Origin of the sequence: Streptomyces sp. MK37H (assembly GCF_018035285.1) — a bacterium.
Classification (GTDB): domain Bacteria; phylum Actinomycetota; class Actinomycetes; order Streptomycetales; family Streptomycetaceae; genus Streptomyces; species Streptomyces endocoffeicus.
On record NZ_JAAAYH010000004.1, the window covers coordinates 35161 to 50574 of the forward strand.

10 protein-coding genes and 2 pseudogenes are annotated in these 15414 nt (G+C 67.9%); 8 read left to right on the plus strand and 4 right to left on the minus strand.

The annotated features are described in order from the left end of the window. Positions 1-13: 13 nt before the first annotated feature. Entirely contained in the window at positions 14-1294 is a 1281-nt protein-coding gene (locus GWI24_RS01545) for an MFS transporter (protein ID WP_210944063.1), read from the minus strand. Then, a complete protein-coding gene (locus tag GWI24_RS01550) occupies positions 1291-2697 on the minus strand; it encodes a M20 family metallopeptidase (protein WP_308343325.1) in 1407 nt (468 codons plus the stop codon). The genes GWI24_RS01545 and GWI24_RS01550 overlap by 4 nt, the downstream gene beginning before the upstream one ends. Positions 2698-2873: 176 nt before the next feature. Here GWI24_RS01550 and GWI24_RS01555 point away from each other — a divergent pair, with 176 nt between their 5' ends. Continuing rightward, positions 2874-3782, plus strand: coding sequence for a LysR substrate-binding domain-containing protein (locus GWI24_RS01555; protein WP_210944065.1), 909 nt, complete (start codon positions 2874-2876; stop codon positions 3780-3782). Positions 3783-3929: 147 nt separating this feature from the next. Here the strand turns inward: GWI24_RS01555 and GWI24_RS44725 are convergent. Together GWI24_RS44725 and GWI24_RS01560 are read right to left on the minus strand one after the other, a co-directional pair. Beyond that, positions 3930-4034 (minus strand): annotated as a pseudogene (locus GWI24_RS44725) (integrase); the annotation flags it as partial. Between the two features lie 29 nt (positions 4035-4063). Continuing rightward, positions 4064-5128 carry an LLM class flavin-dependent oxidoreductase gene (locus tag GWI24_RS01560; RefSeq protein ID WP_210944066.1) on the minus strand — a complete coding sequence of 355 codons (1065 nt, stop codon included), beginning with the start codon at positions 5126-5128 and terminating at the stop codon, positions 4064-4066. 21 nt (positions 5129-5149) lie between these two features. On the opposite strand from GWI24_RS01560, the gene GWI24_RS01565 reads away from it, so the two are divergent. The 7 genes and pseudogenes from GWI24_RS01565 to GWI24_RS01595 all read left to right on the plus strand — a co-directional run bounded on the left by GWI24_RS01565 (position 5150) and on the right by GWI24_RS01595 (position 15385). Continuing rightward, positions 5150-5455: a hypothetical protein gene (locus GWI24_RS01565; protein ID WP_210944067.1), complete on the plus strand. Its 306-nt coding sequence runs from the start codon at positions 5150-5152 to the stop codon at positions 5453-5455. Between the two features lie 659 nt (positions 5456-6114). Further along, positions 6115-7017 (plus strand): annotated as a pseudogene (locus GWI24_RS01570) (non-reducing end alpha-L-arabinofuranosidase family hydrolase); the annotation flags it as partial. Between the two features lie 972 nt (positions 7018-7989). Next, positions 7990-8883, plus strand: coding sequence for a terpene synthase family protein (locus GWI24_RS01575; RefSeq protein WP_210944069.1), 894 nt, complete (start codon positions 7990-7992; stop codon positions 8881-8883). Between the two features lie 490 nt (positions 8884-9373). Beyond that, a complete protein-coding gene (locus tag GWI24_RS46030) occupies positions 9374-10414 on the plus strand; it encodes a prenyltransferase/squalene oxidase repeat-containing protein (RefSeq protein ID WP_210944070.1) in 1041 nt (346 codons plus the stop codon). A gap of 149 nt (positions 10415-10563) precedes the next feature. Next, complete coding sequence (locus GWI24_RS01585; RefSeq protein ID WP_210944071.1) at positions 10564-12162, plus strand: wax ester/triacylglycerol synthase domain-containing protein; 1599 nt, start codon at positions 10564-10566, stop codon at positions 12160-12162. 35 nt (positions 12163-12197) lie between these two features. After that, positions 12198-13289 carry a beta-ketoacyl-ACP synthase III gene (locus tag GWI24_RS01590; RefSeq protein ID WP_210944072.1) on the plus strand — a complete coding sequence of 364 codons (1092 nt, stop codon included), beginning with the start codon at positions 12198-12200 and terminating at the stop codon, positions 13287-13289. Positions 13290-13738: 449 nt separating this feature from the next. Next, the gene (locus GWI24_RS01595; protein ID WP_210944073.1) at positions 13739-15385 is read left to right on the plus strand and encodes a GMC family oxidoreductase; all 1647 of its coding nucleotides are present in this window, start codon (positions 13739-13741) and stop codon (positions 15383-15385) included. Positions 15386-15414: the final 29 nt, after the last annotated feature.

Here is a 15414-nt window from a genome sequence, read left to right on the forward strand (position 1 = left end):
AGGATTTCTCCGATCAGTGAACGCCGAGCCTGCGCCGCGCGAACACCACGCAGAACAGGCTGAGCACGGCCAGGAACATCAGGTAGAAGGTGGGCGCGAGCTTGGTGCCGGTCACGTCGACGAGCCAGACGATCACCAGCGGCGTTGTGCCACCGAACAGCATCACGGCGATGTTGTAGCTCACCGCCAGGCCGGTAGCCCGGTTGGTGACGGGGAACAGCTCCGCCATCATCGCGGGCAGCGGCGCGAAGTAGCCGGCCTTCAACACGCCGACCAGGAACATGACGCCGAGTATCACCGCGAAGCCCGGGGCGGCGACCAAGAACGCGAGGCTCGGGTACACCAGCGCGAGGATCAGCGTCGCGAAGATCAGCATGATGCGGGTGCGGCCGAACCGGTCCGACAGGTGACCCACCACAGGAGTCAGGCCGGTCAGCACGACCCCGGTGACCAAAGTGGACGCGAATCCGGTCGACGCCGGCAGGTCCAGCTCCTTCACCGCGAAAGTGGGCATGTAGGTGATGAAGTAGCTGATCGCGGTGGACACGGCGAGCGCGCCCATGGCCACGAGGATGCGGTCCTTCTGGGTGCGGAACGTCTCCTTCACCGGCGCGCGCTCCTGGTCCGCGGTCTCGACGAACTCACCGGCCTCGCCGACGTAACGCCGGATGTAGTAGCCGACCGGGCCGATCAGCAGACCGAAGAAGAACGGGATGCGCCAACCCCACGACTCCAGCTGCGCGTCGGACAGCGTGGCCGTGAGCACCGTGCCGAACGCCGACGCGAGCAGCGTCGCGAACCCCTGGCTCGCGAACTGCCAGCTGGCCATGAAGCCGCGCTTCTCGGGCATGTGCTCGACGAGGAACGCGGTGGCGCTGCCGAACTCCCCGCCCGCGGAGAAGCCCTGGACGAGCCGGGCGAGCAGGATCGCGATCGGCGCGACGAGCCCGATCTTCGCGTACGGCGGCGTGATCGCGATGAGCAGCGTCGCGACCATCATGAGCCGGATCGACACCATGAGCGCACGCTTGCGCCCGGCACGGTCGGCATATCTGCCGAGCACGAGTGCCCCGATTGGACGGACCACATAGGCCACCGCGAACGTGCCGAGCGTCAGCAGCAGCGACACGGTCTCGTCGGCGGTGGGGAAGAACTGTTTCGAGATCGTCGCGGCGAAGAAGCCGTAGACGAGGATGTCGAACCATTCCAGTGCGTTCCCGATGGACGCGGCGACGATGACGCGGTGCACCTTCACCGGTGCTTCGGGGGCGACTGTCTGTGTGGGTGCGGTCATGGGTGACTCCTCACGGGAGAGTCCTCGCCGAGGTCCCAGAACAGGCCGGCCATGATGCGCAGGCTCTCCCGCGCCACGGGGGCCAGCAGGTGCTCGTCCGGGGCGTGCTGGGCGCAGGCGGGGTAGGAGTGCGGGATCCAGAGCGTGCACAACCCGAGCTCGCCTGCGAAGGCGTCGTTGGGAAGGCTGCCGCCGAGGTTCGGCAGCAGCGCGGGTTCCGTGCCGGTGGTGCGGCTGATCGAGCCGAGCGCCCAGCGCACCCAGGGGTCGTCCGGATCTGTCCGGGTCGGCGGCATGGTCGGGCCGACCTCGATGTCGACCATGGGAAATCCGTGCTCGTCCAGGTGCTCACGGAGGACGACGCCGAGCTTGTCGACTTCGGTGCCGACCACGGACCGGAGCTGGCAGTGCGCGTGTGCGCTGCCGGGAATGGCGTTGACCGGGTTGTCCGGGTTGCCGGCGGCGAGCGAGAGCACCTCGATGCTGTTCCAGCCGACGAGGCGCTCGGCCGGGGTGAGACCGGGTTCGCCCCAGCCGTCGTCGATGGGCGGATCGTCCGGTCCGCCGCCGACCGCGATGTCGCGCAAGGCTTCCCGGACGTTCTCGGGGATCTCCCGCGGCCGCAGACCGGAGACGAGTATGCGGCCCCGCGCGTCGACGATGGTGGCGAGCGCGCCCGCCAGCACGGTCGCCGGGTTGCGCAGCAGACCGCCCCAGTTGCCGGAGTGGTAGGAGCCCTCGCGCAGGTCGACCCGCAGCGTGAACGGGGTGGAGCCGCGTGAACCGAGGAACAGCGTCGGCCGCTCCGCGGCCACGCGCGGCCCGTCGGACGCGATCAGCACGTCGGCGGCGAGCTCGTCCCGCAACTGGGCGCAGACCGTGCGCAGGCCCGGCGAGCCGGACTCCTCCCCGGTCTCGACCAGCACCTTGAGGTTGAAGCCGAGCCGGCCGCGCACGCGGAGCACTTGCTCGAGTGCCGCGAAGTTGATTGTGTGCTGGCCCTTGTTGTCGGCCGTGCCGCGGCCGTACCAGCGGTCGCCCTCGACCACGACCTGCCACGGATCGAGGCCGGGCCGCCACCGTTCCGGCTCGCCGAGGACGACGTCGCCGTGGCCGTAGACCAGCACCGTGGGCATCTCACCGTCCTCGTGCCGGGTCGCCACGAGCAGCGGGTAGTCGCCGGCGGGGTTGTCGAGGACGCGCGCCTCGCAGCCCAGTCGGCTGGTGAGCGCCGGGGCCAGTTCGTCGGTGAGGTAGGAACGCAGCACCCGCGCCCGCGCCTGGTCCTGGCTTTCGGTCGCGAACGCGACCCGGCGGCCGAGGTCGGCGAGGAATTCTCCGGAATCGTAGTATTCGGTGGCACGATCGATCACGGCAGCACGGGTCATCATTACCCTTAACATCGGAAACGTGCAATTTACAATGCGTCCGGCCAGTGCGTCGAGTTTATGGAGCGACGATAGCGGGGACAATTGCACGTTTTCGAAAGGTGTATTGCCCTGGCGGCAACGGCTACGGCCGGCCGCTTCCCGATCATCACCCTCAGCGGACGCGCCTCGCGCTGCAGTACATTCTCAGAATGCATCTCCTGCCCACGTCGCTGCGCTACTTCCTCGAGGTCGCGCGCACCGGTTCGATCAGCGAGGCCTCGGAGTGCCTGCACGTGGCCACGTCGGCGATCAGTCGGCAGATCGCGAAGCTGGAGCAGGACGTCGGGGCGCCGCTGTTCGAGCGCCAGCCGCGGGGGATGGTGCTGTCGGAGGCGGGCGAGATTCTCACCGCCTACGCCCGGCGCAGCGCGCTCGAGGCCGAACAGGTGCTCGCCGACGTGCACGGCGTCGATGCCCTGCACCGCAGTACCGTCAAACTCGCGAGCTCCGAGGGTTTCGCTCGCGATTTCCTGCCGACGGCTATCACATCATTTCGGCAAAAGTATCCGGGGGTGCGGTTCCGGCTGAATGTCACCGGCCCAGCGGCGGCGACGCGGCAGGTGATAGACGGCACGGTGGACTTGGCCGTCACCTATAGCCTCGGACCGGAAGGGGGAATCAAGGTCGAGTATTCGCAGCAGCAGCCGATCTACGCGCTGATGCCCGACGATCATCCGCTGGCGTACCGGGAGTACGTCGAGCTCGCGGACCTTCTGGAGTACCCGCTCGCGCTGATGGACGAGGGGACCACGATCCGGCAGCTCTTCGACGTCTGCGTCGCGCTGGAAGGGCTGAGCTTCGAGCCCGCGCTCGTAAGCAACTACTCGGGTGCGCTGCAGAGTTTCGCGCAGCTACGCGGTGGGGTCACCCTGGTCGGTCCGCTGACGGTGCGGCGGCGGCTCGGTGTCGACCGCCTGGCGATCGTTCCCATCCGCAACCCGGAGCTGAGCCGCCGGAGCATGCAGATCCAGTCGATGGCGCGGCGCGCGTTGCCCGCGGCGGTGCGGGCCTTCCTCGCGCACCTGATCGAGCAGATCGGTGATGACCTTCTCATGTAGACGGATCCTTGGTGGCGACCCAGGCCGATGGGCGAAACTCCCGGCAACAGCGACGCGGCGTCCTGACAGCTCTGCGACGATGCCTTTCGCTCAGGCAGCCTGGCGGTACTCGTTGATCAGTCCGCCGAGGACGGGCCGCCGTTGGATTCGGTGGGCGGGATCGATGCCGGTCGCGTGCAGGATCTCCCAGACCGTGGACGGGGTGATCGGGTAGCCGAGGCGTGCGAGTTCGCCCTGTATGCGGCGGTGGCCTCATGTGGACGTGCGGCGGGCGGGTCCGCTCAGGTGAGGAGTTTCGCGAGCCGGGCCATCTCGGTGGGCGGGTCGATCACCGGCTGGATGAGGAGTTCGTCGATGCCGGCCTGTTCCAGGGCGGTGATGCGGGTGAGGAGGTCGTCGCGGGTGCCGACCAGGGCCAGGGTGTTCATCAACGAGGGCAGGACCAGGTCGCGGTCCTGCGGTGCGATGTGTCCGAGGTAGTTGGGGTAGAGCTTGGTGTGCCGGTCCGGTGCGGTGGAGGTGGTGCCGCGCCGGTCAAGGAGCCGCCGCACCGCCTCGCCTTCCTCAGGGCCGAGTTGCTCGGCGAAGGCGGGTGTGTCGGCGGCGAAGGCCAGTAGCGACATGACGAGGTGGCCTGTGGCGTCCCGGGCCGGGTCGCCGTGGGGGTCCTCGTCCTCGTCGAGGAGGTGGAGCGAGGTGACCACGTAGGAGTCCGCCCGGGAGTCCGTGTGGGAGTCGGGGTCATGGGGTGTGGCCTGGGCGGCGTGGCGGCGGGCGTCGTGCAGCGCGTGCCAGGCGGTGGGGTCCAGCAGGCCGAAGGAGATGAGGCCGGTGCCGCGGCGGCCGGCGACGGCGACGGCCTTCGGCCCGAGCGCGGCCACGACGAACTCGATCGGGTCGGCGGTGTTCACGTGTGTCCCGGTGTGCAGGAACCGGATGTCGCGGACCCGGTCACCTTCGCGATACTCCGTCGAACGTCCGGCGCACAGGTCCTGCAGTGCGGCGGTGAAGTTCTCCAGTCTGGCCGCCGTGGTCGGCCGCATGCCCAGGGTGCGACGGGCGGTGTTTCCGGTGCCGACCCCGCAGATGATCCGGCCCGGTGCCAGGGCGTTGAGGCTGGCCAGCCCGCTCGCGGCGGCCGGGGCCGAGCGCAGCGCCGGTGAGGTCACGCCGATGCCGAGCCTGATGCGGCTGGTGGCCTTCGCACACAGGCTCAAGGCGACGAAGGGGTCACCGTGGACCATCGGGGTGTCGTAGACCCAGAAGCTGTGCAAGCCCAACTCCTCGGCCCGCACGGCGAGGTCCTCCACGCCGGGGTGCGCGGCGACAATGACGCCCGTACGCATCAAGACCTCCAAGGTGTGCGGATGGAACCGAACGTGCTCAGCGTGGCAGTTCATGGCGCAGGGCCCGTAGCGCTTCACCTGTGCTTCATCGGTTGTGAGCTGGGGCTTTTCCTATGGTCAGCTGGCCCGGTGGTACTCGTTGAGGAGGCTGGCGACGGCTTGTCGGCGTTTGATCCGGACTGCGGGCAGGGGGACGACGTTCGGGTTGTCCTTGGGCGCGAGTTGGTCTCGGCCTTGGTGGGGCCGGTGGCTATTGAAGTGGCGTGGGAACGCTACGCCCTCACGGGTCTGCAGGTCGTCGATCTGCGTGCGGATCGATCGGCTTGACCTGCGGCGTCATCCATAAAGCGCTGTGAAATATTTCGGTGTTGCTCGCGAACCTTGCGAGAGGTATTGACGCCGCTCGCTGGTCCCCTAGCATCCAGGTTGCTCGATACTTCGACCCTTGTTCGATATCGCGAACACGCTAGAGCCTGCTCCACTCGCCCAGCAGGGCACCTCCGTAACGCCCACCGAAACGGCCGAGCCGTAAGGGGCACGCCGATCATGCATATGTCATGGCCTCATCAGCCCTGCTCCTGTCGTCGCGCGCCGGCGGCCGCCACCGGCCGCATCCAGGGCCCCACCTCAACCTGCGGCGGGCTTGCGCCACAACGATCAACTTCCGACGCGGGCCGGTGCGTTGCGCCGCGGCCCGAAGGCGCCGGTCGCCACCGGCCGGTGTGTCAGAAGGTCTTGCAGGGCCGGAAGCCGCAAGGGATCGGCCCCGGTGCCCACGGACCGCTACGAACCGCACCACATCGACAGTCCGGACAGCCTCTGACGGGGTCAACCGGAACCGCTTACTCAAGAATCAAGAGGTCCTCATGCGCAGAGGAAGTTTCAGCCGCAAACGTCTGTCCGTGGTGATCGCCGCCGCGGTCGCGGCCCTGGTCTCGTTGGCGGCGACGCCCGTCGCCAACCCGGCTCAGGCGGCCACCAGCGCGTGTTCTCTTCCGTCGACGTACCGGTGGACGTCGTCGGGTGTGTTGGCGCAGCCGGCGAACGGGTGGGTCTCGCTGAAGGACTTCACCAGCGTGGTGTACAACGGCAAACACCTGGTCTACGCGTCGAACGTGTCGGGATCGTCTTACGGCTCGATGAGGTTCAGTCCCTTCACGAACTGGTCGGACATGGCGTCGGCCGGTCAGACCGGGATGAGCCAGGCCGCGGTGGCGCCCACGCTGTTCTACTTCGCGCCTAAGAACATCTGGGTGCTGGCGTACCAGTGGGGCGCGTGGCCCTTCATCTACCGCACGTCGAGCGACCCCACCAACCCCAACGGCTGGTCCTCGCCGCAGCCGCTGTTCACCGGTAGCATCTCCGGCTCCGGCACCGGCCCGATCGACCAGACCCTGATCGGTGACGGCCAGAACATGTACCTGTTCTTCGCCGGTGACAACGGCAAGATCTACCGAGCGAGCATGCCGATCGGGAACTTCCCGGGCAGCTTCGGCTCGTCGTACACGACGGTCATGAGCGACTCGACGAACAACCTGTTCGAGGGGGTGCAGGTCTACAAGCTTCAGGGCCAGAACCAGTACCTCATGATCGTTGAGGCAATCGGTGCGAATGGGCGCTATTTCCGCTCGTTCACGGCCTCCAGCCTGAGCGGTTCGTGGACCCCACAGGCCAGCAGCGAAAGCAACCCCTTCGCGGGCAAGGCCAACAGCGGTGCCACCTGGACCAACGACATCAGCCACGGTGACCTGGTCCGCAACAACCCCGACCAGACCATGACCATCGACCCCTGCAACCTGCAGTTCCTCTACCAGGGCAAGTCCCCCTCCGCGGGCGGCCCCTACGACCAACTGCCCTGGCGGCCGGGTGTCCTTACCCTGCAGCGCTGACCTGCCTGATCCACGGTGATCGCGATTTGGCGCGGTCTACCGGCGCGTAGACGAGCGGTTTACGGCGTGGGCAACTTCCACCTGCTGACCGATACGCACCGCCTCGAGGGAACCCCAGTCGTGCGTCGGCTGGGGTTCCTCTCCTGTGTGAAGGGGCCGCCACGACCATCCCCCTGACACAACCCTCACCCAGAAACGGACATCACCGTACGAACCGCCCACTTAGGCAAGGCCGGGGGTGAAGCGGAAGGGGCCTACTCGGTAGGCAGCGGGCCCACATCGGGGCGGTGCTGGAATGCGAGGACGGCGAATTCGATCGGTTTGGGGCAGTGGCTGCGGCCCCGGTGCACTCCTATGGGTGGTTTCTCCACGTAGCAGTCAGATATGGGTGACGTGGAGAGAAGGCGACACGTCATGATGTTGGTTCGTCGAGGAAGGGCCTTTCATGCGCCATCGTGCTGTGTCTATCGCGGCCGTGGTCTGCGTGTGGTCTTCGACCGCGGCCGTGTCCATTGCCGTAGCTGCGGACGTTCAGGTTCCCGTCGGGGGCCAGGCCAGGTGGTGTCTGTCTTCCGCCGCGGCACAGGAGTTCGCGGCGGCCGGAAACGCGCTGTCCGCTGTTGCTCCAGCGGCCCGGAACAGGTTCGGGCAAACGCCCTGCGTGCGCTGGCCGATGCGAGGAAAGATCAGTCTCGGTCTTTCATCCGGCGCGTGGCCTTTGGACGGTGGGGCCTCCTTCACCCGGTCGGGGGACAGTCAAGTCCTGCAATTCACCAACGTGCACGGTGAGCTTGCAGACCGCAGGGTGGCGGCGTGGGCAGCTGTCAGCGGGGAAGCCCCCTCGTGACCGGCGGTCCGTCCTTCCCCGAGCCCCCTGAAGGTGGCCGACCGAGCTGTGTGAGGCGGCTCCTGCTCTGGGCGCAAGAGATAGGGCTGGCGTGCGGCGCTTCGGAACAGCGGCGACTGGCGGCCATGGGGCTGGATGTGCTCGCCGAGCGGATGGTGCCGACAGCAGACGAGACGGATGTGGCGTTGACAGCGCAGTGGTCTGCGTTCATCTGCCTGGTCGACGACTACTTCGACCGTGACCTGCGGGGAACGTCGGCTTCGCGGGCCGAGTCCGTTCTGCCGTGCTTGCTCAGCGTACTCGCGGGGGAGGAGCCGCGGCCGGACAGCACAGGTCCCGAGGTGGCGTTGGCCGACCTCTGGCGACGTACAGCTCCGCGGATGTCGCCAGGGTGGCGTGATCGGTTCATCGCCGACTACACCGACTTCAGCCGGGCCACGTGCGAGGAAGCCGTCCACCGCGAGCGGCGTCATCAGCTGCCCCTGGATACTTACGTGGCACTGCGCCGGCGGACCATCACGGTACTTCCGATGACGGACATCGTGGAGTGCACGGCCGCAGCTTCTCTGCCTGATTCACCTGAACTGCTCGAGCAGTGTGCTGAAGGAGCGGGTCTGTGGGCGTTGCGGTGCGCCGGCGCCGATGTCGTCGGCTGGACCAACGATCTGGCTTCCGCCGAGGCTGACCGCAGACGGGGTCAGAACAACCTGCTGACAGTGCTGGAACGCGAGCGGGGATGCTCCTTTGCCGAGTCGCGTACGGGGGTTGTGAGCATGCGAGACGCCAGGCTGCGGGACTTCCGCAGCCTCGCCCTGAGGCTTTCAGCCGGGCTGGGCGTGCCCTCGGCGGCACGCGCTTCCGTAGCCGCCTACACCGCGGCCATCTGCGACGTGGTGAACGCTTCTTTGTACTGGCTCGACCGAACCGGGCGGTTCGACGCCCAATGGCTTCCACCGCACGCTGTGTCATCCCAGCCCGGAGCTGAAGAGGGACGGCGGGCGTCACATGAGACCTCCTGAAGTCGGACACGTCCTGCCCGACTGGCCGGCCAGGCTGTTCCCACCCGGTCTCGGCATCGCCCGGGCTCGTCTGACGGATCGTCTGCTCCGGCGCATCGGGCTGGACGGTGCCCTGCGCGAGCCCTGCGAGAGCCGAGTACTCGAATCCGCCTTACTCCTTGCTCTTTTGGACCGGACCGGACGGTCCCGCGACTTTCGATCAGCGCGCAGCGGACTCGTGTGCTACCTGCATCAGTCGCACCGTCATGGCAGTTCGTGGGACGAGGCATTCACCGCGATCGTATTGAGGAAGCGGACGCGGGCCGCATCCGCCCATCGAGCTGCTGATGATTTCGCAGCGCGAGCACCGCGGTTCACCGGGCCGCGAAAGCGCCTGGTGTTCCAGGCCATTCTCGTCATGCTGGGCTCCGAACCTCCATCTGATGGATGTGAGCCGCTCCCGCCCCACGGTCTGCATCCGTGGGCATCGATACAGGTCACCGCGGCCAAGGTGGTCCTCGCCGACGCAGCGGCCCGATCGGACATGATCGGCAGCGAGGACGTAGCCCTGTTGCTGTCCACGCAGCGTCCCGGTGAGGTGTGGGAGGGCAACCTGCTCATCCACCTCCTTGTCCTGCACGCGCTGTCTCGTCTGCCGGGCAACGCCACCATCGTGAGGGACGGCATCCGAACCGCGCTGCTGCATCAGCGTGATGATGGCGGCGTCCCGTTCGTCACGGACACCGACACATGGACCGCCGTAACCGCTGGCCTTGCTCTGCGTACCGCCGGCGCCCCGTGTGACTCCCTTGATCGGATCGCTCAGCACGTGCAGCGGCTACAGCACCCGGGCGGGGGCTGGTCCTATACGGATCACGCCCGGCTGGCCGATACCGATTGCACCACGGTGGCCCTGGAATTCCTGCACGCGTCGGATCCGCACGCCTACCGCAACCCAGTCCAGTCCGGCATCAAGGCCCTGCTCTCCGTGCGCGGAGGGGACGGCGGGTTCCCCACCTACGCCGGCACTCCTTCAGAAGCGTGCATGACCGCCGCAGTGATCAACGTTCTGGCGACGCAGGGCTCCCGGTACCAGCACGTCATTGACGAGGCCATGGCGTTCCTTGCCGGCAGTCAGAAGCCTGACGGTTCCTTCCCTCCGGGCTGGAGCGACAGCCGGCTTCACACGCTCTTCCGCGCCCATCTGGCTACCAGGCCCTTCACCACGGGCAGGGCCCCGGTTGTGCGTGAACGAATCGTCCGGCTGGTGCGCTCGATCCAGAACGAGGACGGCGGCTGGGGAAAGGGGGACGGCGCACCGAGCGACGCCATCAGCACCGCCTACGGACTGATCGTGGCAGCCGGTCTGCCCGACCATCTTCCCGCCGTCCGGGCTGCGGAGTATCTGCTCTCGCAGCAGTATTCCGACGGCAGGATCGATGCCCCGCCTGACATGGTCGGGCCCAGGCCGCTCCCCTACCACGTTCCCGTGCTCTCCGACGCCTTCCTCCTCCTCTCGTGGGCGCACCTCACCCGTCGCGTCACTCCTTGAGGAGCCTGTCGTTCCAGGGCAGCACCGCAGTTCCTCCCACCTCGGAAGGACCACATGACCTCGCTCTTCCACCGCAGGCGGCCTCGGCATCCCCGGCGGGGACCGCTGATCCGGCCTGTCGACGCCTTCCACTCTGACCCCGCGCCTGCTTGGAGAACACCGTGCCTTCACGCCCCACGCCGGTAGACCTGACCATGCATCACATGGCCCAAGTCCATCCAACGATCGCTCAGACCATCGGAGTCGTGCTGCACCTCGAAGGCACGCCCCCGCCTCTCAAGGAACTCCTCGGCCACCTTCAGGCGAACCTGCACCGTTTGCCCCGCCTCACGCATTACCTCCACGGCCCAGGGCTCAAGGCCCGATGGCAGCACGATCCTGCTCCCGACCTGCACACACGCGTCATGGAACGCGTCATCCGGCCCGGTGAGGAAACCCTCGACGCGGTCCTTCAGGCACTGGTGACCCAGCCGCTGCCCACTCATGGCCCGCTGTGGGACGTTTCACTGATCACCGGCTACTCACCCGGCCGCTACGCCATCTGCTGTCGCGCACACCACAGCACCCAGGACGGCATGGGCCTCTTCCACACCCTCCAGACCCTGTTCGGCACAGCCCCTGCACTCACCGCCGAACCCGAACCCGAACCCGCCCCCGAACCCGAACCGCGCCCCGAAGCCCGCACCTACCTGGGCGCCATGCGCGACACACTGGCCGCCTGCGCCGCCAACGGCATCTGGAACGATCCCACGCATCCCCTCATGGGCAAGCGCGTCACCAGTTGGTCACACGTACCCACCCAGCGGCTGCGCACCGCGGCCATCCCCCGCGGCGGTGACACCAACGACGCCTTCCTCACCGCCCTGAGCGGAGCCCTGCGCACCTGGTGCTCCGAACACTGGCCACGGGGCGTCGGTAAACCGCTGCCGGCCATCACGATGGTCAATCTGCGCCGACCGGCGGAGCACGACCGACCCGGCAATCTGTTCACGTTCGCGCCCGCACCTCTGCCCTGCCACGAGTCAGCGGTCGACACGCGCCTCAAGCACGTTGTCGCCGCCACCAGAGCCGTCAAAAACCCTTCACGGCGAGCCGCCATGCGCGTGCTGATGGACCGCACCCCAGCGCGGATCTTTCACTCCCTGGCCACCCGGCTCACCACTCCCGACAGGGCGGCCATCAGCACCTCTTACGTCGCCCTTCACCGGCCACTGGCCTACCGGGACGACCCCGTCACCCGTATCCAGCCGTTCAACTGGCTCCCGCGTAACCAGCCCGCATCCATCGTCGCCTGTAGTTACAACGGCACCACCAGCGTCTGTTTCATCACCGACGCGGCCGCCCCCGGCCTGCACCAACTCCCCTCCCTGTTCGAAGAGGCAGTGCAGGAGCTCTCCACGCAGCCGGGAGGCGGGCAAACCCACCTCCCTCCAGAACAACCGACGGCACCCGGCAACGACGAAGTCCCGACCTCACCCACCGCGGCTGACGGCGGACCCCCCGTCGCCATCGACTTCACCTACATCAAGAACATCCTCGTCGATCAGGCCGCTCTGCCCCCGACGCCCATCACTCCTGAGGCGACACAGGTCCAGGCGGGCATCGACTCCATGGCCATCACCGTGCTCTCCATGACACTCGAGGACCGCCTCGGCCTTGTCATCGCCGAACGTGAGCTCGCTCAAAGGCCAACCGTCACCGCACTCGTAGATTTCGTCGCCCAACGCGCCGCCCCGCACGTCCGCTGAGCGCCGGCGGACCGCGCAACGGAGAGGACGCACATATGACGTATGACGGAACAAACTCCGTACCCACTCGACGCGACAGCCCATCGTCACCTGTAGGGGCGCGACTGATTGGGCTGGGGTCCTGGCTGCCATCCCGCGTCATCACCAATGCCGACCTCTCCCTCTCCCTGGACACCTCGGACGAGTGGATCCGAACGCGTATCGGCATTGCCACCCGACGTATGGCCGACCGTGACACAGCCACCAGCGACATGGCCGTAGAGGCCGGATCTCTTGCGATGAAATCCGCGGAAGCGGCCCATGCCGACGCCGTGGTGCTGGCCACCGCCACGCCCGATCACCCTGTGCCCAGTACCGCGCCGGTTGTGGCCCACCGCCTTGGCCTGCCCTGCGTCCCGGCCTTCGACGTCGGCGCCGGCTGTTCCGGTTTCCTCTACGCAACCACGGTCGCCGCAGGACTCATCCACTCCGGCACTGCCCGAACCGTCTTGGTCATCGGTGCCGAAAAGATGTCAGCCATCACCAACCCCACCGACAGAACCACGGCACCGATCTTCGGCGATGGCGCGGGAGCGGTCGTTCTGACGGCGGGCCGGGCAGAGGATGCGGGGACACTGGGACCGGTCGCATGGGGCAGCGACGGAGCGCACACCGAAGCGCTCTGCATCCCGGACGGAGGCTCGCGTCATCCCTCACCCGGACCGACAGCCAACGCCAATGGGCGGTACGTCCACATGCGAGGCAATGAAGTGTTTCGCCACGCGGTGCGCCGTATGAGTCAGGTGGCAAAGGAGGCGGCCTCGGCCACCGGATGGCGCCCCGAAGACATCGACCGGCTCATCGTCCACCAAGCCAACGCACGTATCGGCGCAGCGGTGGCCAACACCCTGGGCATTCCACCGGATCGTGTGCCGTCCAACATCAGCCACGTCGCCAACACCTCCGCGGCTTCCATCCCCCTGCTGCTCACACACGCCGCGGCCCAAGGGCAACTGACGGCAGGAAACCGAGTCCTCATGGCCTGCTTCGGCGCCGGGTTCACCTGGGCGGCCTCCACCCTGACGTGGCCGAAGAACCTCGAACCCCTCGCTGGAAACGGCGCCGCCCCCGGCTGTGCCATCGCGTAGCCCGCGCGGGAATGACGGGTGGTCCGTGGTGGCGACAAGTGCGGCAGCCGTGCGTGCGCGAGGTCGACATGTTTTTCGCGCGTCGAGCGGGTGGTCGCACGCGTCATGTCGATGTCCGTCATGAGCCTTGCCGCTCTTCCACCCAGGGCAGTACGCTCCCCACAGAATTGAAGTTAGTTCAACCTCCGTCTTTCATGCGCGATCCGGCGCCCGGGTCGCCGTGGGACGACGACCCTCACGGCTGTCCGATCCGACCGACCACGTGCAGCATCGCGCCAAGGGGAGCCGCACATGTCCACCCAGTTGACGGATCCTTCGCTGTACCGCCTGTCCGAGTCCGCAGCGAGGCGTCTACGACGGCCGCTCTTCGGCCACGTCATCAATAGTGAGACCGTCGCCTCGCTCGACGAGGCGACGATGTCCCGCGTGTGGATGGAGGTGGGGGCACCATGACGCCGACAGTGGAAGCCGACTGGGTGGTCGTCGGTGGTGGCAGTGCCGGGAGCGTGCTGGCGGCGCGTCTGAGCGAGGATCCGGCCAGCGAGGTCGTGCTGCTGGAGGCCGGGTGCGACTGGCGGTCCGCCGACGCTCCACCGCAGTTGCGCAGTATGAACGGCTGGCGGGCGTTGGACGAGACGGCCTGCGCGGAGTTCCAGTGGCCAGGTCTTACGTCACGGCGCAGCCGCGCCCAGGCGCCGCGGCCGCATGTGCGCGGACGGGGCCTCGGCGGTTCGTCGTCGGTCAACGGCATGATCGCCATCCGGGCCATGCCGGACGACTACGACCGGTGGGCGGCGTACGGCTGTCCCGGCTGGTCGTACGCGGACATGCTGCCGTACCTGCGACGCATGGAGAGCGACGCGGACTTCGGCGACCGCCCTCACCACGGCGATCACGGACCCATACCGGTGCAGCGGCTCGGCCGCGAGGACTGGGGCCCTGCCGACCACGCGCTCGCCGAGGCCGCGCTGGGACGTGGCCATGCCTGGTGCGACGACCACAACGGGCCGACGGGGACCGGCGTCTCGCCGTACGCCATCAGCTCCCGCGACGGTGCGCGGGTCACGACCAACGACGGATACCTCGAGCCGGCCCGACAGCGCCCCAACCTGCGGGTGTTCGGCTGCGCAACGGTGGACACGGTGCTCGTCGAGGGCGGCAGGGCCGTTGGGGTGCGGCTGCGCCGGGGGAACGAATGGACGGAAGTTCGTGCCCAGCACGTTGTCCTATGCGCCGGAGCGGTGCACTCTCCGGCGATCCTGCTGCGGTCCGGCATCGGGCCGGACGGCCCGGTGGCGGCGCTCCCGGTCGGTGAGGGGATGCAGGAACATCCTCTGGCGCTGTTCTGGCTGTACGCCCGGCCCGGGATCCATCCCGACGTCGATGCCCGGCAGACCAACTGCTGTCTGCGCTACTCCTCCGGACTGGAGGGAGCGGGTGAGAACGACATGATGATCGCCTCGATCAACCAGACGCTCGCCCTGCCGGACCCCGGCGACTCGCATCTCGTTGCGGAAGCCACCGGCGGAACCTGGGGCGGCGCAGGCGGCGGCCATACGGCGGGCGGTCCTGGCCTGCTCTGTCTGTGGGCGAACCAGCAGTTCTCGCGCGGTGTGCTGCGCCTGGCCTCCGCGGACCCCGACGTGCATCCGGTGATGGACCAGGATCTGCTGAGCCACCGCTCGGACCTTGTCCGGATGCGCGACGGCGTCAGGCACTGCGTGGAGTTGCTGCGCAGCGGACCGTTCGACACCGCCTTCGAGCACATCGCCATCGACATCACCGGCCGGGGCCTCGAGGCGCTGTCCGACGACGCGACGGTCGACCGCTGGCTGATGGAGACCATCGGCGACACCGGCCACATCTGCGGAACCTGCCGCATGGGCGCGCCCGACGACCCCCGTGCGGTGGTCGATCCGTCCGGCCGCGTCCTCGGCGTCGACGGGCTCTGGGTCGCCGACGCCTCCGTGTTCCCGGAGGTGCCGCGGGCCAACACGAACCTGCCGACCATCGCCGCCGCGGAACGGCTGTCGGACCTCATCCGCGGACGCCTCGTCGGCCCCATCGCGGGCGAGAGCGCCGTCACCCCAGCGTAGTCACGATCACGACCGATGCCGGAGGGCTC